Below are 24,594 nucleotides of genomic sequence, written 5' to 3' on the forward strand. Positions count from 1 at the left end.
TTTTTAAACTTAGAAACCAGGATAAATGCTCATTAAAAAAAACTTTTGATTATTCCCAAAGTTCTGTCTATTCCGTAAAGATTCAAAACACCAAAGCATCCTGTAATAAAAACAGTATAAAGAAATAAAAAACCAAAGCTGATAAGCTCTAATTTCTTTTTAAAGTTATCGCCTGTTTGTTTTAAAGGTGCAATTTCTGCAAGAATATTCAGCTCAAATTCTTTTTCTATTTCTTCATTAGTCCTTATTCTCGAATCCAGCATAAATAAAACAAAGCAGATTCCGCCTGAAAGGGCTAACCCACCTCCAAAATACAAAATAAACATCTTTTTTACATCCGGAGAAATCGGCTTTTCAGGTATACGGGCATGATCAAGAATTCTAAACTGCTCACCTTTTTGCTTTTTTTCCATATTAACAGAAATCTCTGCTTCAAGCATACGATCTAAAAGTGAATTATAAATTGAATTTACATTGTTATAATCACGTTGTAGAGCCTGCATTTCCTGCTCTCTTTTGGGGGTATCTTCAACTCTTTTCTGATAAATGGCAGTTTTGTTTTCTATATCTTTTATTTCAGATTCAATGATTTTAATCTGATTTTCGCTTTCAGATATTCTGCCTTTAAGTCCTGCTATTCCAAAATCTTCTCCAAAGGAAAATGGTTCTTCAATTTCTTCTTCATTTGGAATTTCAATTTCTTCTTCATTTGGAATTTCAATCTCTTTTTTTATTCTTTCATCTTCTATTTTTTTTTCAAGCTTTTCTATTTTTACCGCAAGCTTTAATACATCAGGATGTTTGTCTGTATATTTTAACAAAAGGCTGTCCATTACTTCTTTTAACTTTGACAATCTTTCCTCATCTTCTGAAACAAAGCTTTCTTCAAATTCAAAAGAATCAAACAAAGGCATTGAAGTGTTTTTTTGTGCTGACATTTGAGTTTTTAAGCTGGAAATTTCTTTTTTAAGCTCCATTAATGTTATATTTTTTGATTCATGCTGTTTTTGAAGCCTGTCAAGGGTTCTTAAGTTACTATCAAGTTCTCCTGGAAGTCCGCCCATATGCTCAGTTCTGTATTTAGTCAGCCTTTTTTCCATAAACTCAAGACGCTCTCTTGTTTTTCCAAGCTCAACTTCAAGAAATTCGCTTGTGCCTACAGCCTGGGCTTCCCTGACTTTTAAGTTTTCATCCATAAAATAACTTGCAAGAGTGTTGGTAATTCTCATTACTCTTTCAGGATCATTACCTCTATAATTGATAGTAAAAGCTTCTGAACCTTGCCTTGCTCTTGTAAGATTAACATCAATCCTTTTCCTCAAACTTTCTATTTTATCTTCAAGATAAGTACCTTCATCTTCAGCAAAAAGACCAAACTGCTCTATAATTTTTTCAAGATTACTCCTGCTCATTATCTGCTGAGAAATAGTACTTATTCTTGCTTCAATCCCTGTTGAGACAACAGATCTGACAAAAGCTTGAGGAACTTTCTGGGGCTGGACAAGAATTGTAGTTGAAGCTTGATAAATTCTTGTCGCAAGAAAGCTTTTAGCTAATCCAATTGTAAGAGCAGCCGCAAGAAAACCTAAAATTATCCATTTATATCTGAATAATGCTTCTAAAATCTGCTCTGGTCTTATTTGCTTTTGAGGAATTAAATCTACCATAAGTTTTAAAATATTTTCTTTGTAAAAATTTAAATTTTTATTTTAATATAAAATAGAAACAAAAACAATACTTACTAGATTAAAAAATCAACAAAGAGTTTAATTTAAAAAAAGATCCACCTTTTGAATTACAAGATTTTAATGTTACCCATAAAAACATTGCAACCCTCATTAAACTTAAAAAACTTAAATTAACAATTTTATAGATCCAGCTTATAAAAATTTTAAAGAAATCTTTCATTTAAAACTGAATTAAGTCAAGAAATAAGATTAAATTGCAGCTATTTCAGCTTTTTTAAACTTTTCAAGAAACTATTTGCACAGGATTTACATTTAAGATTTTTTCAATCCTGGCTTTTATTTTTTCTTTTTTTGAAAGCTCTAAAAGATATGACATTTTAGGAATTCTAAAATACGGATCGTGGCAATCGCTTCCAAAAAAACTTATCATATTTTTATTTAAAAGTTTCATGGAAAATTTTTTAATTGCCCTACCAAAACTCCCTTTTATACTCATTGCTGTTACCTGAAGATAAACATCTGGCATTAAAAGGTTTTTTAAGAGTTTAAAATTTTTCATAAACACAAGATTTCTTTCAGGATGGGCAATTATTATTTTATACCCTGACTGCAATAATTCTAAAAACTTTTGCTCTATAAAATCAGGTAAATAATCATAGGGAAATTCAACTAAAATAAACTCAGAGCCTGCTAAAGTTACAGGCTCTGGGTCATTCATTAAAAGTTCAAAGGGAATTTCAGCTCCGGAATATATTTTCAAGTCTATTTCCTTTGAGTCCAAAACAGACTGAAACAATTCAACTTTTTCCTTAATTTCTTCCAGAGTTAAATCTTTTCTCATATGAGGAGTGGCAATCATCTTGTCAATTCCATCTTCATAAGCAATCAAAGCCATTTCAACCGAAGATCGCATACTTTTTGAACCGTCATCAATACCTGGAAGAATATGGGAATGAATATCTATCATTAAATCCTTAAAGTTTTTATTTTGAGCTTAAAAACACATCAATTATTCTCTCAGACGCCTTTCCATCCCAAAATTTTGGAAGATGACCTGATTTAACAATCCCTTTTTTAAAGTTATTATAAGCTTTGATTATATCCTCTTTTTTATTTCCAATCAGAGTATTTGTTCCTTCATCTATGGTTACAGGCCTTTCAGTATTATCTCTTAAAGTAAAACAGGGAACTCCAAGTCCTGTGGTTTCTTCCTGAAGTCCTCCGCTGTCAGTAAAAACAGCAGAACTATCCTTCCATAAATAAAGGGAATCTTTAAAACCAAGGGGACTTACCTGAAAAATATTTTCTGATACATTGATTTTAAATTCTTCAAGTTTATTTTTTGTTCTGGGATGAACAGGAAAAACAAAAGGAACCTCTTTAGCAATTTGATTCAGAGCTTCAAAAATTTCTTCAAGGGTTTCCTCTGAATCAACATTGGAAGGTCTATGGAGGGTCATAAAAAAATATTTTTTGTTTTGGATTTTAAATTCTTCAAAAAAACTGTTTTCAGGTTTTTGTAATTTTGCTTTTTGATACAAAAGATTATCAATCATTACATGACCTGAAAAATAAATATCTTTTTGTGATTTACCTTCTTTTAAAAGATTTTCTCCTGCTGCTTTTTCAGTTATAAAAAAATAATCTGAAATTGAATCTGTAACCATTCTGTTAATTTCTTCAGGCATGGAAATATCAAAGCTTCTTAAGCCTGCCTCAACATGGGCAACCTTGATAAGAAGTTTTTTTGCAACAATTGCAGCTGCCATGGTTGAATTGACATCACCTACAACCAAAACAAGATCAGGGTTTTCTTTAATACAAACTTCTTCAAAGGAAACCATTATATCAGCTGTTTGCTTTCCATGACTTCCAGAACCTGCATTTAAAAAATAATCAGGCTCTGGAATTTCTAAATCTTTGAAAAAAGCATCTGACATTTCATAATCATAATGCTGTCCTGTATGAACAAGAATATATTCAAGGCTGTTGTGTTTTTTTATTTCCCGGATAATTGGAGCAATTTTCATAAAATTTGGTCTTGCTCCGGCAATTATACATATTTTCATTAAAGCCTCCAGAAATTCAGCCCGGCTTCCTCAGCTTCCTTTGGATTTAAAACCGACTTCACATCAAGAAAACAGCCTGAATCGGAAAGTTTATTTTTATATTTCCCAACTGATATCTTTTTAAACTCTTTATGTGATACAGCAAGAATTATACAATCAAGAGTACCAAGCTCTTCCCAGGAAGAAAGTTTTATACCATATTCTTCTTCTGCCTCTTTTTTAGCTGCAAGGGGATCATGAACAAGAACTGAGACTCCATAAGATCTTAACTCTTCAATTATATCTACAACCCTTGTGTTTCTTAAATCAGGGCAGTCTTCTTTAAAAGTAAGTCCTAAAATCCCGATTTTTGACTCTTTGATATTATTTCCCGCCTTGATCATTTCCTTTATTGCTTTTTTTGCAACAAACTTACCCATATTATCGTTTATTCTTCTTCCTGCAAGAATAACTTCAGGATTATATCCTATTGTCTTAGCTTTATAAGTAAGATAATAGGGGTCTACTCCTATACAATGCCCTCCAACAAGGCCCGGCCTGAAAGGAAGGAAATTCCATTTTGTTCCGGCTGCCTCAAGAACATTTAAAGTATCAATTCCCATCCTGTCAAAAATAAGGGAAAGCTCATTTACTAAAGCAATATTTAAATCTCTTTGAGTGTTTTCAATTACTTTTGCAGCTTCAGCCTCTTTAATGGTTTTTGTAAGATGAGTACCAGCTTTAATAATTGACTTATACAAATCATTTAAAATAATTGCTGTTTCTTCTGTATCTCCTGAAACAACCTTTTTTATATCAGTAAGCCTTCTCTCATAGTCTCCGGGATTTATTCTTTCTGGCGAATAACCCACGTTAAAATCAGTTTTCCATTTCATTTTTGATTCTTTTTCAAGAATTGGAACACAAACTTCTTCAGTAGCTCCTGGAAAAACAGTTGACTCATAAACAACAATTGCACCTTTTTTCATATTTCTTCCAACTGTTTCCGAAGATTTTACAAGGGGAGTCAAATCCGGACTTTTAGATTCATTAATAGGAGTTGGAACAGCAACAATTATAATATCAGCATCGCTTAAATCTTTGGGATCAAAAGTATACTTAAGTTTTACTGCAGCTTTTAATTCTTCTTTTGTCACTTCAAGAGTTGAGTCTTTTCCTGACCTGCACTCTAAAACTCTTTTTTCATTAATATCAAAACCTGTTGTTTCATAAACTTTACCAAGCTCAACGGCAAGGGGAAGACCAACATAACCAAGGCCTATTACTGCAATTTTTTTATTCATGTTTAAATCCTGATTATAAATTGATTTGTTAGACAATTTTAAAATTAAGCTAAATAATTGCTTAAAAGACTTGATTAGTCAATTTTAAAAATTAAACACAAATACTCTAAAAGCATTTTATATATTATAATGATAGGCTTGGTGTTCAGTATAAAAATAGAAATAAAGCTTCTTTCAAAAGAGGTTGCAAAGGAATAGTCTTTAAAATAAACTCCCATAAACTTGTATTTGCAGCAATACAACGGTTATACTTTCTATGAATTTTACCTAAAGTCAGATTACAAAGGGATTAATTTATGAACAAACAAGAAATTGGTTCAATGACTGCTAAAGGAGGTTTCTTAAATGAAAAATATATTTGTGAGAAATTTTTAAACTGGAAAAAAGATATTAATGCTCAGCAATGGCTTAAAGTAATGGGTTATAATTATGAAAAAATAGATAGTTTAAATGCAATTCATATACCTGTAAGAATTAGTCTTAGAACAGCTTTGTCACTTGGAATAACAAAAGAAAAATATGAAGAAACAATTAGATTTAAGAAAGCTGACATTCAGATTCGATTGGAAATAAAAATAAAAGAAACATTGTTTCTGGAAAATATTTCACTAAAAAAAGCGAATAAAGGTGCTGGCTTTAATCAGGTTGATAAGCGTCCGGTTGAGACTTATCAAGGAATGTGGAAATTTAATGAAAAGATTTCAAGATGGTTAAAATTATTTACAGGCGAAATTAACCCAAAAAAATATATGGAAAAAATAAATTGTTTGAAGCTTCGTGATGAAAGAAGACTTTTTTTTTCTGAGATACCTGAGAATATCAAAGAAGAGCTGCTAAAATTTTTCAAAGACAATAAGACTATAATAATTTGTGATATATTAAAGGGAAGAGGCGGTTTAAGTGCAGATTGGTTTTTGGTGACTGAAAAGGATGGAGAAAAAATAAGCTGGATAATGAAAGATATAAATTATGTCCTTAACCACTATTCACAAGGCGAAATTGAACTTTCACCAAGAGGAAGCTTAAAAATAGGTCGTGTATTAATGCAGCGAAAAGGTGGAACTCCCGACCCTGAAAGTCTTCAGTTTAAAATCAATCCTTTATCTCTTTTTGAAGGTTAAGTATGGAAAATTTTGAAAAGTCATATGAAACAAAATTATCCCAACTTAGTTTTATAGATTTATTTTCAGGCATTGGCGGTTTCAGGCTTGCTTTTGAATCTTTTGGTGCTAAATGTGTTTTTTCCAGCGAATGGGATAAGGATTGCCAAGATATATATTATGAAAATTTTGGTGAAAAGCCTTACGGCGATATCACTAAGATATCCGAATCTCAAATACCGAATCATGATATTTTATGTGCAGGCTTTCCATGTCAGGCTTTTAGTATTTCAGGGAAACAGCTTGGGTTTCAAGATACAAGAGGAACCCTTTTTTTTGAAATTGCAAGAATTATAAAACATCATTTACCTAAACTTGTATTTTTAGAAAATGTAAAAAACTTTGAAAATCATGATAAGGGAAGAACTCTTAAAGTTGTTATAAATATATTAAATGAAGCAGGATATGATGTTTACTATAAAGTGCTGAATGCTTCTTTATTCGGTATTCCCCAGAAAAGAGAAAGGATTTATATTTTAGCATTCAGAAAAGATTTAAAGGTCGATGGTTTTAAATTTGTGAGAAGTACAGATAAATATTCCAAGCTTAAAGATTTTTGCCTACCTGATGAACTGACAAAAAAATATATAATAACTCGCAATGATGTAAAATTAAAAGAAGATGTGAAAATAGAAAAAGATATTTTTGGTAACTATCCTCAAAAACCTATCCGCATAGGAATTGTTAATAAAGGAGGACAGGGGGAAAGAATATATCACGAATGCGGTCATGCTGTAACCTTGTCTGCATATGGCGGAGGTATAGGTGCAAAGACTGGATTATATATGATAAATAAAAAAATTAGAAGATTAGCCCCTCTTGAATGTGCAAAAATTTCAGGCTTTCCCGAATCATTTATCCTTCATGATTCTGACAGTGTTAATTACCGTGTTTTTGGAAATACAGTTGTAATTAATGTTTTGCAATATATTATTAAAAAAATTATTGATGATGATGTTTTCAGCTTGTTTTGAATTCAAATCTAAATGTAGTGACTTTGTCTTTTATTAAAATCAATTAAAAATACAAAATTAATAAGGCTCCCTGTAATTACAAGGAGCCCTATTTCTTTATGGAGAAGATTAGAGGATTTACTTAAAAATCCTGATCTTTCATTCTGTAGGCATCTTTAAGACTGTAAACTTCATCCCAGATTTTGTTGAATCTTTCGGGATTTGGAGCAGGAGATCTTAAAATTGCCTTTGCAAGCTCTCTTTGATCATCTGTATTGCTTGGTTTCATCATAAGCTCTGTTGCATATTTTGAAAAATCTCTTACCATGAAATCAAAAATTTGATCAAGCATTTCATCACTTACTCCCATATGATCTTTATTTTCAATAATAAGCTGACCATAAGGAATAAGACAAAATATATCTCCAAGATTAAGAAGATAATCAATATCTTTTGCCTGATTTTTATCCGGGGTTGCTTTTATAAGAAAATTTCTAAAAGCTTTTATCTGCTCTTTAAAAACAGCAAGGTTTGGAGTATCAGCTGAATCGTAAGCTATGTTATAATCATGAAACTGAATAGAACCAAGACCTTTTGTAGGACCCTGGCTAAACATAAAATCATCATTAGTTGTGTCGTGTCTTTTGCCTATTTCAGGAAATTCAGCAGGCTTGAACAGATAGTTATTCATAAATTTAACTATAAGAGCCATGTTTACATGAACAGTACCTTCAAGTTTTGGAAGCATTGGTGTTTCATGGGCCGCTATTTCAAAAAAAGGTTCTGCTTCAAAGCCTTTAGCTGCAATAACATCCCAAAGAGCCTGAACAACGCCTTCGCCTTCTCTTGTAACCTTCATTTTAACCATAGGGTTGAAAAGAAGATATCTTCTGTCTTCTGCACTTGCAGACCTCATATAATCTATTGCTCTTTCAGAAAAGACTTTCATAGCAATAAGACGGGAGTATGAGTCTACAAAAATTCTTTTTACATGGGGAAAATCTGTTACATATTTACCATAAAGATTTCTTCCTGCTGCATGGGAAATAGCTTCGTAAAAAGCATGGGTCGCCAGACCTAATGAACCCCAGCCAAGGTTGAATTTGCATAAATTTATGGTATTTAGCATATCATCCCAGGCTTGTGAGCCTTTTTGCATTATATCTGCTTCTGTAATTGGATAATCATGAAGTGCATATTCAGCAACATAGTTTTGCTCATTAACTGTATTTTTAACGCATTCGTATTTTTCATGCTTACTGTTTACACCAAAAAAAACATATTCTCCGCTGTCTGCAATTTTAGCAAAGGTTGAAACTATGGCAGCTTCATTTCCGTTTCCTATATAATATTTATCACCATTTGCCTTATAAGTTCCGTCTTCCTGGGGATAAAGCATCATATCTGAAGAATAAATGTCTGCTCCATGTTCTTTTTCTGAAAGACCAAAAGCAAAGACTTCTCCGTCCTGAAGAAGCTGGGCTGTTTTATTTTTCATTTCCTCGTTTGAACCCATCCAGATTGGGCCCAATCCAAGCATGGAAACCTGATATGTATACCAATAGGTAATTCCATAAAATGCTGAAATTTCAGCAAACATTGAGTTTCTGAAAGTATCCCATCTTGAATCTTCAGCTCCATATCCTGAAGGAGTCATAAGGGTGGCCATGACCTGATTTTCTTTCATAAACTTTACAAAATCGTGGTTCCAGACCTTTTCATGCCAGTCTTTTTTAATTGCCTTAAGACCTTTGTCTTCAAAAAAGTCAATCACCTTCTGCATCATATCTCGTGTTTTTTCATCACTGTATTTTATGTTGTGCTCTTTGGGATTGAAAAGAATCATTTTTATCTCCCTGTTTAATTAGTTTAAAATTTATCTTACATACAACTATCTTGTATACAAGATAGTTTAATATAAAATCAATAGTATAAATTTATTTTTTGGGATTAATCATTAAATATATTTTTTAAACAAAGTCTGAATGCTTTTCCAAAAGTCTTTTTAAAATATCTCTTAAAAAAATTTCTTCTTCATCTGTAAGCGAAGATAAAAAATCTTTATGTGCTTTTTCAAATAATCTATCAAGAAGACCACCTTTTGTTCTGCCGTCTTCTGTTAAAAAAATAAGAGATGAACGTCTGTCTGTGGGACTTGGTCTTCTTTCAACCAAATCAATAGCGGCAAGTCTGTCAATTATTCCCGAAACTGTTGCACTGTCAAGCATGACAAGGGAACTCATTTCACGTGAAGTTATCCCATCCCCCCTATTAAGAAGAATAAGAAACATTGCCTGAACTGTAGTTACATTATATTCCGAAATATATTCAGCCCAAAATTTATATCCTGACTGAGAATTCTTGGCCAATAAAAAAACTATGCAATCCTGTAGATCCATTTAATACTCCGGAATATATATTTATTACCTTGATTCAGGTAAGAAATATGTGCAGAAGGTTTCTTCTTCTGCACAAAATTTTAATTATCCTTCAAGTCCTGCCTGTACAAATGAAAGAATATCTCTTACATCTTTTTCAAAAAAACAGCTCATGCCTTCCTGCCAATTTTCTTCTTTCAGTCTTTTTTGAGCTTTTTCAACAAATTCTTTTCTCAGTACTTCTTTCATTTGTATAAATGCCCGGTTTGGCTGATCAATCCATAATGCTACAATTTCCTTTGCTCTTTTTACAAGATCATCAGCTTCAACAACCTCATCTACAAGACCAAGCTCCAGGGATTTTTCAGGATCATACATTTCACCAAAATACATTATATCCCTAAATTTTTTATCTGTATCAAGACCAAACCTCATAACTTGTGACTGGGCCAAAGTAAGGGGCAGTCCAATTTTTATTTCACTCATTCCAAGTTTGATTTTTGGATGACCTGTTACAATTCTATAATCTGAAGCCATGGCAAAAATCATACCTGCGGCTGCAGAGTGACCGTTCATTGCACATACAACAGGTTTTTTACACATGAAAAAATTTAAAAGCATTTCTTCTTCCTGATTGAAAAAATCAACTGCTTCATCTACATCTTTAAAGTTAAGAAACATGGGAAGATTAAATCCGCTTGAAAAAAATCTTCCTTCTCCTGTAAGAACAAGACCTTTTAATTTTTCTTCTGTATTTACTTTTTCAACACAGGCATCCAGCTGCTTTAATGTCTCAAAATCAATTGAGTTTGTTTTACCATTTGATAAAACCGCAATAAGAATGTCGTCTTCAATTCTTTCCTTAATCATTTAAAATCCTCCAGACTTTATTTATTAATATTAATATTTGTATTTAAAAATTTCCAATAATACTCCACATAACACCGGCAGCAATAGCAGAACCAATTACACCGGAAATATTAGGAGCCATGGCATGCATTAGAATATAATTCCCGGGATTTTCCTTTGCTGCAACCATTTGAACAACCCTTGCAGAGTCAGGTACTGCTGATACACCTGCAGCCCCAATCAATGGGTTTATCTTTTCTTTTAAAAACATATTCATTAATTTTGCAAACAAAATCCCACACATTGTTGCAATGGCAAATGAAACAACTCCAAGTATAAATATGGTAACAGATTTTTTTGTCAAAAAAACATCAGCCTGAGTGCTTGCACCTACACTTATTCCAAGCAAAATTGTAACAATATCAATTAAAGGTCCTTTTGCAGCTTCAGCAAGCCTGTTTGTCACTTCTGCTTCTTTTAAAAGGTTTCCAAAAAACAGCATTCCAAGCAAAGGAAGAGCTCCGGGAGCTATAAGGCAACATATCACAAGAGCTGTAACAGGAAAAATAACTTTTTCCTTTTTTGAAATTTCCCTGAAATCTGAACTCATGGTGATCAATCGTTCTTTTTTACTTGTAAGTAATTTCATAATAGGAGGCTGAATAACCGGCACAAGAGCCATATAGGAATATGCTGCAATAGCTATGGGACCAATAAGATCAGGAGCAAGTTTTGAGGTTAGAAAAATGGCTGTGGGCCCGTCTGCTCCCCCTATTATTCCTATTGCTGCTGATTCTGTAGGAGCAAAGCCTAAAAAATAAGCTCCGATAAAAGTAATAAAAATTCCTGCCTGAGCTGCAGCCCCAAGTAAAATAAGAATAGGCCTTGATAAGATGTAGGAAAAATCGGCCATTGCTCCTATGCCGATAAAAATAAGAGGAGGATAAATTCCCTGGGACACTCCTTGATAAAGATAATAAAACACGCTTCCCTCGCTGTACACTCCAAGGGACATTGAGGCCGGTGATGGAAGATTGCCTATAATCATTCCAAAAGAAATTGGCACAAGAAGCAAGGGCTCATATTTTTTAAAAACCCCAAGATAAAGAAAGAAAAAGGCTATTAAAAGCATAATAAAATGCTTGTATGTAAAATAATACAAGCCCGTATTCTCTATAAATGACAATAAAATATTTTCCACTTTTCTTCACTTTTTAAAAATTAACTTCCAGGCTGGAGACTTATCATTCCAAAAAAATTTTCCTGTTTCATCAGGACATATTATTTGTTTTTTTATCAAAAAATCTACAAGGATCCATGGGTTTTCCTGACCGTTCATCAATGATTTTTCTATCAGATCAGGGAGATAAAAAGACTCTTTTTTATTTTTTGAAAGAAAAATTATTTTTTTTGTTTCAGTTATTTGGTTTTTTGTAAAAGAAGCAGTTATTATTTTTTTTTCTTTAAACTTTTTAAAATTCAAATTTTCTAAAATAAATAAAACTCTATGTATATTAGAAACAACAAAAGCAAGAAATGCAAGTCCTGAAAAAACTATGAACAATCCTGAAACTGCTAATAAATATGGGTTTATTTCCATTTTTATCTCTTAAAATATTTTGTTTTGGATAAAAATTCATCTTTCAAACGTATAAGCCTTGAGTTTATTGAAGCATACCTTTTTTCAACATTAACAAGAGTTTTACTTGTAAGCACTCCGCAGACTCCTTTTTTTGAAAGACATGTGCATGTAGTCACATAATGAGTTTTATCAAGAAAAGGTTCTGTTCCAATTATATCTCCAGGATTCATAAGGGTAAAAGCTCGTTTATCAGGAAGGTGAATCAAGAAATGACCATCAACTAAAATATAAATATTTGAGGCTTTTTCTTCGGCACTAAAAAGTTTTTCTCCTGAAACATAAACCTCCTTTTCCATTTCACCGGCAAGTTGCCAAAGTTCATTATTATTAAAGTCTTTGAAAATTTCATTATTCTTGAATGCTAAGATTATTTCTTTCATTTTTACTTTGAATTTTTGAAAAGTTATTGTTAATAGTAAAGAATTATTGGTTTTTTTTAATTTATAAAATTAATTCTTTTATTTTCTAATACTTATTTTTTTTATTGAAACATAGTATATAAACAGGCCGAAAACCAGAAATTTATTTTACTTTTTATAATTTGAATTTAAGTTATAATAAAAATTTTTATCCTGGTTAATGATTTTATAAAAAAATAAGCCTTTTTATCACTTTTCAGCTTAAAACATTAATCAATCTTAAAATAGATAAAGTTTTTCTGATTAGATTTTGACCCTGAGCTTAAATGGATAAAAAATACTTTAGTTTATAAACAAATTAAAATTTAAAAAAGGAGCTTAGTAAATGAAACAATGGGAATGTACTGTTTGCGGTTATATTCACGAAGGTGATGAACCCCCGGAGACCTGTCCTGTTTGCGGCGTTGGTAAATCTGCCTTTACCTTAATAGAAAAAAAAGAGGCGGAAAAACCAGAGCAGGAAGAAAAAGAAGAAACATCTGAGGCAAAACCAGAATCTTCTGAAAAATTAAAAGAAACAAAACCTTCATCTTTAAAAGAAAAAATCGACCAGGCAATCCTTGATCACCATCTTCACCCAATTACTGTTCATATCCCAAATGGTGTGATTCCTGTGGCTGTATTTCTTCTTTTAATAGGCTCTCTCTTTGGGAATGAATCTCTAATTACTGCAGCATACTACAATATCAGCCTGGTTTTTATTTTTATGCCTGTGGTTTTGTACACCGGTTATATTGAATGGATAAACAGATACAGAAAAGCAATGACAGGAATTTTTCAGGCAAAACTTGTAAGTGCTGCTGTGGTTGCCACTTTATCCTGTGTTCTTGCTTTATGGAAAAGTTTTTCTGCTGATGCCGGAGGAGGTTTTTATCTGATTTTGCATCTAATTATGCTTGCCTCAGCAGGTATAGCTGGTCACATTGGCGGAAAGTTTGTTTTCAAAAATTAAATATTAAAACCTAAACACAAAAAAACCCATGATTTAAATATTAAACTCATGGGTTTTTTTATATTTATAAACAAAAGCTGTTTTATATTTTTATTATAATTCTATTTCTTTCGAATCTTCTATTCCAAGATAATTATCATCAAAATCTGTCATAATAGCCATGGAAAGAGGTATCAGCATATCTCCCATCCTGGTAAACTTTGTATTCATATTTTTTACCAGCTCATTGGATATCTGATAAAGAAATTCATAAAGCTTGTCCATTTTTATGGCTGGATATTTTTCACCCTGAACAAAACCCGTTCTTCCGCAAATATGGCTTGTTCCTCCTGTTTCTGTAGGAACTCCATAAGCTCTGCAGTTAAGGGGTCTAAAATCATAAAGATCACATTGATTGTTTTCATTTAAAAGAGGACACCTGACTCTTTCCATTGCCATCATACCTATTATTTCAATATCAGAAACTCCTTGCTTTTGTTCATCAAAAGCTTTTTTCTTTAACCTGTGAATTTCTCTGTCTGCTTTTACAGCTCTGTTAATGATTTCATGTCTTTTAACATCGTCAGTATAGATTTCTCTGAATTTTTTATTAATATATAAACTTTCAATCAAAGTTAAATCGAACAACGCATAGCAGCAGTCTGAACAGCCGGGCTTGCAATTTACCTCTTTTGGGAAATCATCAGCAACTTTTTTAAACGCTTTATCAACAGATTTGGCAAGTTCTTCATAAGCTTTAAAATATTTTGTAAAATCCAAGTTTAACTCCTTAAAATTTATGGATAAAATTTATTAGTTCATTTTTTATAAGATCAACTCAATTTTTTATCAAAGAGATTCTTTTTATTCAAGCTTCTAATGTTTCACGTGAAACAAAGAATTTTTAACTCTGACCTATTTTAATAAAAACCTTTTAAAGACTATTGGTCTTCCATTAATTTATTTTCCTATGCAAAAATTGCTAAAAACTCGATCCAATATATCGGGAGAAACAAGTTCACCTATGATTTCTGAACATAAATCAATACAGGTTTTTAAATCATAAGAAATCAGTTCGATATCATAATTATCATTGACAGAAGAAGATATTAAACTGACCTTAGAATTCAATTTCTTTAAAACTGAATATTGCCTTTTATTTGGAACAAGATATGAATCAGAGGAAGTAAAATTTTTTCCAAAATAATGAACTATTTTATTTTTAAGTTCATCAATTCCTTTGTTTTCTTTTGCGGAGATATACAATGGCTGATTTTTTTCAGTTAAAAATGTTCCACGTGAAACATCTTTGCCAAAAAGATCTATTTTATTTACAACAAGAATAAAAGGGTAATTCTTAATTTCTTGAAACAACTTATCTGTTTCAGGATAAAATGGCTCAGACCCGTCAATCAAAAAAATAATTAAATCTGATTTTTCTAGAAGCTCTCTTGATTTTAAAACCCCTATTTTTTCAATTTCATTATCAGTTTCTCTTATCCCGGCAGTATCTGATAAAACTAAAGGAAACCCATCCAAATTTAAAGCCTCTTCAATTATATCCCTTGTTGTTCCCGGAATTGATGTAACTATAGCTCTTTCCTTTGAAATAAGTTTATTTAAAAGGCTTGATTTTCCCGCATTTGGAGGACCTGCAATTGTAATTTTATACCCATCTCTTACCTGATGACAATTATCATAATTTAAAATTAGAGATCCTATCTCTTTTTTTATTTCGTTTATAGTTTTTAAAAAAAGAGAATGATCAAAATATTCATCTATATCATCTGGAAAATCCACAAAAGCTATAATATTTGCTTCTATATCTATTAATTTATTTCTTGCTTCAATTATTTTTTCTTTTAATTCTCCACTGGAAAGGCTGGCTGCAATTCTATGGGAAGCTTCGCTTGAAGAATTAATTATATCCATTACAGATTCAGCTTTGGTAAGATCTATCCTCCCATTTAAAAAAGCTCGTTTAGTAAACTCACCAGGAGCAGCAGGCTCAGATCCTGAATTTAAAACAAGAGATAAAATTTTATCAAGAACAAATTTTCCTGAATGGGAATGAATTTCAACAATATCTTCCCTGGTATATGAATAGGGTGATTTCATAAAAACAATCAAAACCTCATCAATAACAAATTCTAAATGAGGATCTATTATAAAACCATGGTAAAGATATCTGTATTTAAGAGCTTCCATTTTAAGAGATAAAAACTTTTTATCGGCTTTTCTTTTAAATAAAGAAAGGCCAATATCAAAAGCATTAAAACCTGAAACTCTTATTATACCAATCCCACCGTTTCCCGGCGGAGTTGATATAGCTGCTATTGTATTGTTATTTGAAAATGAATTTATCATTGGATGAGATTCAAAACCGGAGTTTATAAATACAAAACTCCGGTTCAATTCTTTATCTGTTTTTGGAAGTACGTGGTTTACCCTTTGGTCTTCTAGATGGAAAAACCACGAGTTTTCTATAATAACCTTCGCCCATACTCTGGGTTCTTACACGTCTATCGTCTCTTAAAGCTATATGAATAAATCTTCTTTCATAGGCTGACAATTGACCTATGGTGGCAGGCTTTCCTGTTTTTTTAACCTTATCTGCATACCTTAGAGCAATTGAATAAAGATTTTGCTTTCTTCTCTCAAGATAATCTTCAATATCAATAAGAACTCTTACTCTGCCTTCAGATATTTTATTTACAATCTTGTCTATAATAAATTGCATCGCTTCAAGATTTTGCCCTTTTTTACCAATAATAACACCGGGATTTTCTGCTTTTAAATTATATAATACTTCATTTTCTCTTATTTCCGGAGAAATTTCAAAACTATCACTTAGTAAAATAAGAATTTTTTCCAGAGCTTCTCTTCCTTTTTCTACGGCATCTTCAGATATTTCCAAGGGAAAAGAGTCGTTTTTATCTTCTTTGGAACTAACAAAAACCTCTTTAATTTCTTCTGATTTTACTATTGTTTTTTCTTTTTCAATTGCAGATTTTTCAGATGAAATTTCATGGACAATTTTAGTTTCGTCCTTTTTAATTTCTTCCTTTGCCTTTTTATCAGGTTTTGGAAAATATGGTTTCTTTTTTTCTTTAGGTTTGCCCGATGAAAAAGCTTCATCCACAAGAGAAGAGATGTTTTCTTCTGATTTATCAGAAGAAACTTTAATTCTTATTTTCGCTTTTTTAACTCCTATCAAACCAAATAGTAAACCTTTATTTCCGTACTCAACAACTTCATAATCCAACTTATCTGCTGAAACACTAAGATCTTTTAAAGCTGCTTCGATTGCTGATTCAACATCTTTGCCTTCATATTCCTTATGAATAGCCATAAAAACCTCCATCATCATTTAGAAAGGAAACGGGATACATAATATTGCTGCCCCATTGTGAAAAGATTGTTAACAAGCATATAAAGAACAAGCCCTGCAGGGAGATTAACAAAAATCACAGTTATAAAAATCGGCATAAAAAGCATTATTTTAGCCTGGGTGGGATCTCCCCCGGTAGGTGTCATTTTCTGCTGTAAAAACATTGATGCACCCATTACAATGGTAAGGAGAGGTAATCCATAAGGCTCCTTCATAAAAGGGATGGCAAAATTTAAATCAAATAATCTGTCAGGGGCTGACAAATCCTGAATCCACAGCATAAAAGGCGCATGTCTTAACTCAATAGCACTGAACAACATTCTGTAAAGCCCAAAAAATATAGGAATCTGAACCAGAATAGGCAAACAGCCGCTAAGGGGATTTACTTTATAAGTTTTATATAAACTCATAACTTCCTGGTTCATTCTTTGTTTATCGTTTTGATATTTCTCTCTTATTTCCTTCATAAGAGGTTGGATTTTTTTCATTTGCTCCATTGATTTTGCACTTTTGGTTCCAAGAGGCCAAAAGATTATCTTAACAAGAAGGGTAAGCATAATTATGGAAACCCCATAGTTTGGAATAACCTTATAAATATAATTTAAAACCCATAAACAAGGCTTGGAAATTGCGTCAAAAAAACCAAAATCAACTGATTTTTCCAGTTTAAAACCGGCAGATTTTAAAATATCCATTCTTTTCGGCCCAGAATAAAAATGATATTTAAATATTTTTTTCTCTCCATTCTGAAGACTGAAAGGGTTTGAAATAAAATCAGCTTTTATATATTCTTTTTTAGAACCAGAGTATTTATCTTTAAGAATTGAAAAATCACAAATTATACTTTCATCAAAATCAGGAATAACTGCTGTTATGAAATAAATAGACTCCAAAGCTCCCCATTCAATTTTTGAATTAAAATTACCTTCTTCGTCAAGTTTTTTGATTTTTATATGATCAAGATTGTTATTTCTGTAAACAGAAGGCCCAACAAACCCTATCTGCCTTGCCTCAGGCTTTTCAGAGTTAATTGAAACAATAAGCTGGTTTGAAAAAGGATAGCCTGTATTATTTATTAAATCTATTTCACAATCAAAAAGATAAGAATCTTTATAAAATACATATTTTTTTCTTATCGTAAAACCTGATTCTGTCTGATATTCAAAAACTAAGTCTAGTTTATTTGAAGAAAAATGTATTTCCCCGGGATTTTGCTTTGAATAAAAATTGGATTTTTTTAAATCTAATCCTGTTCCTGATTTAAGTTCAGTAAAAAAACTACCTGAAAGAAAATCATTATCTATCATTTCCTTGAAATTAGAACTTTCTCCATTAATTTCTTTATAATTTTTAAGCCTTAAGCTCGTGAGCTTTGCTCCAACACTTGATAATTCTGCAATGTAATTATCTGTTTCAATGACATATTTTTTTTCATCAACAGGAAGACTTCTTATTATATTCTTTGTTTCTTCAGCACCTAAGTTGTCTTTTATATTATAAAATTTATTTTCATTTACTTTATTATCAATATTGTCTTGGGTTGTGTTGTTTTCTAGAAACGCTGTATTTTCTGAAGGAAGATGATTTTTAGTATAAAAATAATTCCATCCGAAAAAAACAATAAAAGATAAAACTACAGCGATTAAAAGACGAAGCTGTTCCATATTTCCTCATCAAAATTTTTTAAAGTTTTAATTAAACAATCCTTATAAAAGAGGATCATACCCTCCTGGATGAAAAGGATTGCATTTCAGTATTCGTTTTAAAGACAAAAACAAACCCTTCAATATTCCGTATTTTTCTATAGCCTGATATGAATAGGCAGAGCAGCTTGGACAAAACCTGCAATTGTCCCCTAAGTAAGGAGAGATTGCCAACTGGTAAAAACGTATCAGAAAAAGAAAAACTTTCTTAATCATTTTTAAGTTTACCTGTTTTTTTAAAAAGAATAAAAAGAGATTTGAATATTTCTTTGGAATCCTTGAAAGAAGCACTTTTCTTGGCTATTATATTTATATCTGGAATAGATTGCAATGAGTGTTGATTAAGCCTCCAATATTCCCTGACAAGACGTTTTATTCTGTTTCTCTCAACAGAATTACCTACTTTTTTAGACACAGTAATACCTATCCTGCCTAAATCAGATTTTTTGTCTTTTTTTCCATAAACACCGATAAAGTGTTTGGAATGACTGACACTTCCAATATTTGCAAGTTTCAAAAACTCTTGTCTTTTTAAAAGACGCCGGGATTTGTCAAATTTATATTCTGCCAAAAGTATATCTTTAAATATTTAAATTTTTAGCTTCAGATATAAGAAAACTGGTACCTTTGAATAAAAATACCAGTTAGTAATTTTTTAATTATTAGGCTGATAGTTTTCTACGACCTTTAGATCTTCTTCTTCTTATAATAGCCCTTCCACCGACTGTAGACATTCTACGTCTAAATCCATGTCTTCTTACTCTTTTAATTTTGCTGGGCTGAAATGTACGTTTCATAATTAAATTTCCTTGTAATTTCTAATATTTGTTAAATTTAAACTATTTATTATCTACATTAACCTGAACAAATAAACACAATATATTAGATTTGTCAATTTTTTCCATCTGATAAATTAAAATATCTTATAAATCTAATAAGATTCAGGTTTTCTCAAATTTTCTATTATATCAAATTGCTCTCTGAAATAATTAGAAACAGGATAAACAACAACAGGCTTATCTGTAAAATCTTCTATAATCTGAAGAATCTTAGCTTCCTCTCCATGGAGAAGTGATGCTATTTCAGGATTGCATCTTATTGTAAAAGATTCTCCTGTCATATCCACAGATTTTCTTTTCACATCCCTTACAATATTATAACATATTGTTTTTCCTGAATTTAAAAATCCTCTTCCCTCACAATATTGACAATCTTGACAAAGAGTAGAATTAAGAGACTTTCTCTCTCTTTTCCTTGTCATCTGAATAAGTCCAAGTTCTGTCATTGGAACAATATATGTTTTTGTTTTATCTTTTTTCAAAGCTTCTTTTAAAGCTCTGAAAACCCTTTCCTGGTTTTCTATTTCTTCCATATCAATAAAATCTACAATTATTATTCCGCAAAGATTTCTAAGCCTTACCTGGTATGCAATTTCTTTAACAGCTTCAAGATTTGTTTTAAGAATTGTTTGTTCAAAATTATGTTTTCCTACATATCTTCCGGTATTAACATCAATTGCAACTAAAGCTTCGGTATGCTCAATTATTATATATCCACCTGATTTAAGCCATACTTTTTTTTTTAATGCTCTTTGGATATCAATTTCAATATTATAGGCATCAAAAATAGGCTCTTTTCCTTGAAAGAGTTCAACTTTTACAGGAAAATCCACCATATGCTTTTTTAAAAAACTTTTTACAGCTTTATAACCGTCTTTTATATCAATAACAACTTTGTTTACTTCGTGGGTAAGAAGATCTCTTACTGCTCTTAAAGTTACTGAAAGATCTCGGTGAAGACATACAGGAGCAGATTTTGTTTTATTTTTTTCAACAACGGATTTCCATAATTTTTCAAGAAATTTCATTTCCCTTATAATGGATTCTTCCTCTATACCTTCAGCTGCTGTTCTTAAAATAAATCCATAATTATTAATTCTTTCTGATTCAATAATTTTTTTAAGCCTTTCCCTTTCAGAAGGCTCTCCTATTCTTCTTGAAATACCTATGTGATTTATAGTGGGCATGAGTACTAGATAACGTCCTGGTATTGAAATATGAGTTGTAACTCTGGCTCCCTTGGTTCCCATAGGACCTTTGGATACCTGAACAACAATTTCCTGGCCTTCACTTAATACAGACTGAATTTGAAAACTTTTTTCTTCATGACCTGAAACACCATAACCACTAGAGTCTTCAGTTTCATCTGTTAAGTCACCACTGAATTTTTCTAAAAAATCTTCACTTTCCAAGTTTAAGTTATCTGTCTGGACAACATCATCCACATAAAGAAATGCAGCTTTATCAAGTCCTACTTCAACAAAAGCCGCCTGCATTCCTGGAAGCACTCTTTGTATCTTACCCTTGTAGATACTTCCGACAATGTTTTCGTCAATCCCCCTTTCAATAAAAAGTTCTGATAAAACACCGTTTTCAAGAAGAGCTACTCTTGTTTCATGCAAAGATGCATTAATAATAAGCTCTTTTTCCATTAAACTTTATCCATTTCTTTAATTTTGTATATTTTTAAATTTCTTATTTTTTCTTTGTCTAAATTCAAAAAATGATTTAAAAAAATATCAGGTCGCAGTGTCTTACCATTTTCAGATAAAATTTTCATTTTAATTTTACCTGTATCTACTATTTTTACTTGTTCAAACCATTTTTTCAAATCATAATTTCTTGGTTTTTTCTTTTTCAAAAGAGTTATTTCAAAAGAATTTAACAAATTAAATTCTTTTATCTTATCTGAATAAATATCAGCATTTCTTAAATTGACTTCATAAACAGATAAGGAATGTGGATAAAATTTATATTTTTTTTCCACTTTTTCAATATTTTTAATTAAAAGACCCTGGGGAAGAGTTTTGTTAAGATTTAGAAACAGGCTTTCAATATCCATATCATAACAATCCACAGTCATTAATTCGCCATAGCTTTCCATTCCAAGGGGCAGGGCATCTTTGAAGGTCATTTTCGGTTTAGGATGAAATCCTTTGGAAAAATCAAACTTCATTTTGGATCTGTCAAAAGCACGCTGGAAAATTCCAACAATTTCCAAATGACCAAAGTAAGCAGCATTTCCAAGTTTTTCAAACAAAACTTTTAACTTTAAAATTTTATTTTTATCAGTTTGTTCTAAATGAACGTTTTTATAAAAATCATGGGAAATTCCTGGCTTGTCAAAAACTTTTGGGTAAATATTTTTAAAATCACATACCCCGCATTGGTTGCATTCACTGATTCTACAGTCCTGGGTGACAATAGTATTTTTTGAATTGTACAATTCTTTTAAAAGATATTCTTTTGTTACCCCTGTATCTATTTTATCCCAGGGAAGACTTGAATCTTCATCTCTTTTACCTGTATAAAAATCAATATCAATTCCAAGACTTTCAACAGCAGCAATCCATTTATTATAATCAAAGTGCTCAGACCATCCATCCAGATGACACCCAGATTCATAAGCCTTTACTATCAATGGAGCAAGGGTTCTGTCTCCCCTTGAAAAAAGACCTTCAAGCCTTGAATGTTCAGGATCCTGCCATTTTAAATTAACACCCTTGATTTTTTTAAGGTTATTTTTGAGATATAAAAAATTTTCCAGGGACTCTTCACGGCTTAAAAGTTTTTCCCATTGAAAAGGTGTATGAGGTTTTGGGATAAATGTTGTAAAACTTACATTTATTTTACAATTTTTTGCTTCGGGAAGAAATTTTAGTTTTTTAACCAACTCAACAAGTTCATCAAGATCATCTTTTGTTTCAGAAGGGAGCCCTGTCATGAAATAAAGTTTTATAATTTTCCATCCCATATCAAAGGCACTTTTTACAGTATTCACTATTTCTTCTTCACTTAAATCTTTGTTGATAACATCTCTTAATCTCTGAGAACCTGCTTCAGGAGCTATGGTAAACCCTGTTTTTCTTACCTTTTGAATTTCTTCCATCAAATCTTTTGTTAGTCTTCCTGCTCGTATTGATGGAAGAGAAACAGATCTTGCCTCTTTCATATATCTTTTCATCAGAAATAATAAAAGTTCAGGAAAACAAGTATAATCACCAGTGCTTAAAGAAAGAAGGGACAAATCTTCATAACCTGTATTTTTTATTGATTTTTCAGCAATCTCCAAAAGTTTTTTAACACTTCTTTCCCTTACAGGCCTGTAAATCATTCCTGCCTGACAGAATCGACATCCTCTGGTGCATCCCCTGGAAATTTCAAGCCTGAGTCTATCGTGAACAGGTTTTCCATAAGGTATAATCGGTGAGACAGGAAACGGAGCGTCTTCAAGATCTTTTATTTTTCTTTTTTCAACTTTTCTATAATCAAAAAACTTACTTTCTAAAAAAAGATTTTCTTTTTTAGTATCTTCAAAAAATAAAGGCACATAAACACCTTGAATATCTTTTATTGAGTATAAAAGATCTGATTTTTTTCTACTTTTTATTTGTTTCCATTCTATAATTTTTTCAGATACTTCAAGAATTGCCTCTTCTCCATCTCCAATAAAAATAAAATCAAAGAAATCTGCCACAGGCTCAGGATTTACCATGCATGGGCCGCCTGCAATTACAAAAGGAAAACTTTCATCCCTTTGAGATGAGTAAAAAGGAATATCACCCAAATCCAAAATTTCAAGAATTCCTGTATAATTGAGCTCATATAAAAGAGAAAAACCAATAATATCAAAATCTTTTAAAGGTTTTTTTGTTTCAAGGCCGCCTATGGATATTTTATTTTTTTTAAGGTGCTCTTTCATGTCCGGAGATGGAACAAAAACCCTTTGAGCATAAATATCTTTATGACTATTAAGAATATCGTATAAAATTTGAATTCCAAAATGGGAAGACCCAATCTCATAAAGATCAGGAAAAGCCAGTGCAAAATTTAAAAGTATTTCTTCTTCATTTTTTTTTACCGCATTTACTTCATTTCCAAGATAGGTTCCGGGATTTTTTACATTTAGGTAAAAATTATTATATCTCATTTGTTTTTCCGTATTTTTTGATTTCAAAACTTAAGCTTTATATATTCCCCTGATTGCAACCCATCCTGATTCATTATAAATTTTTTCAGGCTCTATATTAAATTCTTCCATTTTTTCTATTACCATTTTCATTTTATCTTCAATTATTCCTGAAAATATATACCTGGTATTCTTTTGTGAAACTTTTTTCAATTCCGGGATAAGTTCAACAATTACTTCAGCAAGTATGTTTGCGGTTACAAGGTCAAATTTACCATTTACAGAATTTAAAAGATCTGAACCAAAAATATCATAGGTTGACGGATCTATTTCATTAAGTTCCATATTTGATTTTGAAATTTCAACAGCTGAAAGATCATTATCAATTCCTGTAACAAAAGATGCTCCGCATTTTTTGGCGGCAATCATTAAAATTCCAGAACCGCATCCTATATCAAGAACTCTATCGTTTATTTCAACAGTTTCTTCAATTAATTTAACACAAAGACTTGTTGTTTCGTGGGATCCACTTCCAAAAGCCATTCCAGGATCAATATTAATTATAATTTTATAATCCTTTTCAAGCTCTCTCCAGGTAGGTTTAATTACAATCTTTTCTGAAATTTCAACAGGATAAAAAAACTCTTTCCAGGAATTTGACCAGTCTTCTTCTAAAATTTTCCTTATTTGAAAATCAAGTTTCACATCAAAAGGTTTTAAAATATTAAAAACATCCTTTTGTATGATTTCAATTTTTTCTGATTCTAAATTTTTAATATAGCCTGACACAGAGTAAATATCGCTTAAAACTGGATTATCACCCCATTCTTCTGTCAGCTCTACAGGAGTTTCAATTACAACCCCATTTATATTATTTTTATAAAAACAATCTGCAATTAATTCAGATATTATATCTAAATCATTTTCAGCTTCAAAAACAATTTTTAATTTTTTAAGTTTATTCATATTTTCATTCTCTGTTTTATTCTGAAATTTATTCATTTACAAATTACGGGGAGACAGAATCATCATAGTTTTTAAATAAATGAAAAAATAACAAAATTTAATTTATCAAGGACAGAGGACTGGTTGATGAATTCAACTTAAAAAAGACAATAAAAAAGAACTTTATCCATATATTTTAGTATTAAAAATTATAG

At 31.3% G+C, this 24,594-nt stretch carries 23 protein-coding genes; 3 read left to right on the forward strand and 20 right to left on the reverse strand.

The annotated features are described in order from the left end of the window. Positions 1 to 32: 32 nt before the first annotated feature. The 4 genes from RBR53_03520 to RBR53_03535 form a co-directional block, all read right to left on the reverse strand. Positions 33 to 1,667, reverse strand: coding sequence for a Wzz/FepE/Etk N-terminal domain-containing protein (locus RBR53_03520; protein ID MDY0131717.1), 1,635 nt, complete (start codon positions 1,665 to 1,667; stop codon positions 33 to 35). Positions 1,668 to 1,971: 304 nt separating this feature from the next. Then, on the reverse strand, positions 1,972 to 2,655 hold the full coding sequence (locus RBR53_03525; GenBank protein MDY0131718.1) for a CpsB/CapC family capsule biosynthesis tyrosine phosphatase: 684 nt from the start codon (positions 2,653 to 2,655) through the stop codon (positions 1,972 to 1,974). A gap of 16 nt (positions 2,656 to 2,671) precedes the next feature. Then, a complete protein-coding gene (gene wecB, locus RBR53_03530; GenBank protein MDY0131719.1) occupies positions 2,672 to 3,757 on the reverse strand; it encodes a UDP-N-acetylglucosamine 2-epimerase (non-hydrolyzing) in 1,086 nt (361 codons plus the stop codon). Further along, positions 3,757 to 5,040, reverse strand: a complete 1,284-nt coding sequence (locus tag RBR53_03535) for a nucleotide sugar dehydrogenase (GenBank protein ID MDY0131720.1) — start codon at positions 5,038 to 5,040, stop codon at positions 3,757 to 3,759. The genes wecB and RBR53_03535 overlap by 1 nt, the downstream gene beginning before the upstream one ends. Before the next feature lie 296 nt (positions 5,041 to 5,336). On the opposite strand from RBR53_03535, the gene RBR53_03540 reads away from it, so the two are divergent. Continuing rightward, positions 5,337 to 6,161, forward strand: coding sequence for a hypothetical protein (locus RBR53_03540; protein MDY0131721.1), 825 nt, complete (start codon positions 5,337 to 5,339; stop codon positions 6,159 to 6,161). Positions 6,162 to 6,163: 2 nt separating this feature from the next. Beyond that, positions 6,164 to 7,174, forward strand: a complete 1,011-nt coding sequence (locus RBR53_03545; GenBank protein ID MDY0131722.1) for a DNA cytosine methyltransferase — start codon at positions 6,164 to 6,166, stop codon at positions 7,172 to 7,174. Positions 7,175 to 7,295: 121 nt separating this feature from the next. On the opposite strand, the gene RBR53_03550 is transcribed toward RBR53_03545, so the two are convergent. The 6 genes from RBR53_03550 to RBR53_03575 form a co-directional block, all read right to left on the reverse strand. Further along, on the reverse strand, positions 7,296 to 8,999 hold the full coding sequence (locus RBR53_03550) for an acyl-CoA dehydrogenase family protein (protein MDY0131723.1): 1,704 nt from the start codon (positions 8,997 to 8,999) through the stop codon (positions 7,296 to 7,298). 124 nt (positions 9,000 to 9,123) lie between these two features. Continuing rightward, a complete protein-coding gene (locus RBR53_03555) occupies positions 9,124 to 9,552 on the reverse strand; it encodes a MarR family transcriptional regulator (protein MDY0131724.1) in 429 nt (142 codons plus the stop codon). Between the two features lie 84 nt (positions 9,553 to 9,636). Then, positions 9,637 to 10,401 carry an enoyl-CoA hydratase/isomerase family protein gene (locus RBR53_03560; GenBank protein ID MDY0131725.1) on the reverse strand — a complete coding sequence of 255 codons (765 nt, stop codon included), beginning with the start codon at positions 10,399 to 10,401 and terminating at the stop codon, positions 9,637 to 9,639. A 43-nt stretch (positions 10,402 to 10,444) separates the two neighbouring features. Next, positions 10,445 to 11,581, reverse strand: coding sequence for a sodium ion-translocating decarboxylase subunit beta (locus RBR53_03565; protein ID MDY0131726.1), 1,137 nt, complete (start codon positions 11,579 to 11,581; stop codon positions 10,445 to 10,447). Between the two features lie 6 nt (positions 11,582 to 11,587). Further along, positions 11,588 to 11,980, reverse strand: a complete 393-nt coding sequence (locus tag RBR53_03570) for a hypothetical protein (GenBank protein ID MDY0131727.1) — start codon at positions 11,978 to 11,980, stop codon at positions 11,588 to 11,590. Positions 11,981 to 11,982: 2 nt separating this feature from the next. Beyond that, positions 11,983 to 12,402: a cyclic nucleotide-binding domain-containing protein gene (locus tag RBR53_03575; protein ID MDY0131728.1), complete on the reverse strand. Its 420-nt coding sequence runs from the start codon at positions 12,400 to 12,402 to the stop codon at positions 11,983 to 11,985. A 364-nt stretch (positions 12,403 to 12,766) separates the two neighbouring features. Here RBR53_03575 and RBR53_03580 point away from each other — a divergent pair, with 364 nt between their 5' ends. Continuing rightward, positions 12,767 to 13,393 (forward strand): rubredoxin, encoded by a 627-nt coding sequence (locus tag RBR53_03580; GenBank protein MDY0131729.1) that lies wholly within the window; start codon positions 12,767 to 12,769, stop codon positions 13,391 to 13,393. A 93-nt stretch (positions 13,394 to 13,486) separates the two neighbouring features. On the opposite strand, the gene RBR53_03585 is transcribed toward RBR53_03580, so the two are convergent. The 10 genes from RBR53_03585 to prmA all read right to left on the reverse strand — a co-directional run bounded on the left by RBR53_03585 (position 13,487) and on the right by prmA (position 24,400). Then, the gene (locus RBR53_03585) at positions 13,487 to 14,152 is read right to left on the reverse strand and encodes a YkgJ family cysteine cluster protein (protein ID MDY0131730.1); all 666 of its coding nucleotides are present in this window, start codon (positions 14,150 to 14,152) and stop codon (positions 13,487 to 13,489) included. 180 nt (positions 14,153 to 14,332) lie between these two features. After that, entirely contained in the window at positions 14,333 to 15,739 is a 1,407-nt protein-coding gene (gene mnmE / locus RBR53_03590; protein MDY0131731.1) for a tRNA uridine-5-carboxymethylaminomethyl(34) synthesis GTPase MnmE, read from the reverse strand. 52 nt (positions 15,740 to 15,791) lie between these two features. Next, a complete protein-coding gene (jag, locus tag RBR53_03595; GenBank protein ID MDY0131732.1) occupies positions 15,792 to 16,724 on the reverse strand; it encodes an RNA-binding cell elongation regulator Jag/EloR in 933 nt (310 codons plus the stop codon). Between the two features lie 14 nt (positions 16,725 to 16,738). After that, positions 16,739 to 18,427 carry a membrane protein insertase YidC gene (gene yidC, locus RBR53_03600; protein ID MDY0131733.1) on the reverse strand — a complete coding sequence of 563 codons (1,689 nt, stop codon included), beginning with the start codon at positions 18,425 to 18,427 and terminating at the stop codon, positions 16,739 to 16,741. Between the two features lie 42 nt (positions 18,428 to 18,469). Further along, positions 18,470 to 18,682, reverse strand: a complete 213-nt coding sequence (gene yidD, locus RBR53_03605; GenBank protein ID MDY0131734.1) for a membrane protein insertion efficiency factor YidD — start codon at positions 18,680 to 18,682, stop codon at positions 18,470 to 18,472. Continuing rightward, positions 18,675 to 19,037: a ribonuclease P protein component gene (gene rnpA, locus RBR53_03610; protein MDY0131735.1), complete on the reverse strand. Its 363-nt coding sequence runs from the start codon at positions 19,035 to 19,037 to the stop codon at positions 18,675 to 18,677. Before rnpA ends, yidD begins: the two co-directional genes overlap by 8 nt. Positions 19,038 to 19,128: 91 nt before the next feature. Next, positions 19,129 to 19,263 (reverse strand): 50S ribosomal protein L34, encoded by a 135-nt coding sequence (gene rpmH / locus RBR53_03615; GenBank protein MDY0131736.1) that lies wholly within the window; start codon positions 19,261 to 19,263, stop codon positions 19,129 to 19,131. 134 nt (positions 19,264 to 19,397) lie between these two features. Then, complete coding sequence (locus RBR53_03620) at positions 19,398 to 20,957, reverse strand: Rne/Rng family ribonuclease (protein ID MDY0131737.1); 1,560 nt, start codon at positions 20,955 to 20,957, stop codon at positions 19,398 to 19,400. Continuing rightward, a complete protein-coding gene (locus RBR53_03625; GenBank protein ID MDY0131738.1) occupies positions 20,957 to 23,455 on the reverse strand; it encodes a TIGR03960 family B12-binding radical SAM protein in 2,499 nt (832 codons plus the stop codon). Before RBR53_03625 ends, RBR53_03620 begins: the two co-directional genes overlap by 1 nt. A 30-nt stretch (positions 23,456 to 23,485) precedes the next feature. Next, entirely contained in the window at positions 23,486 to 24,400 is a 915-nt protein-coding gene (gene prmA / locus RBR53_03630; GenBank protein MDY0131739.1) for a 50S ribosomal protein L11 methyltransferase, read from the reverse strand. Positions 24,401 to 24,594 lie beyond the last annotated feature (194 nt).

The sequence above is a fragment of the Desulforegulaceae bacterium genome, from assembly GCA_034006035.1.
In the GTDB taxonomy this organism is placed as follows: domain Bacteria; phylum Desulfobacterota; class Desulfobacteria; order Desulfobacterales; family JACKCP01; genus JACKCP01.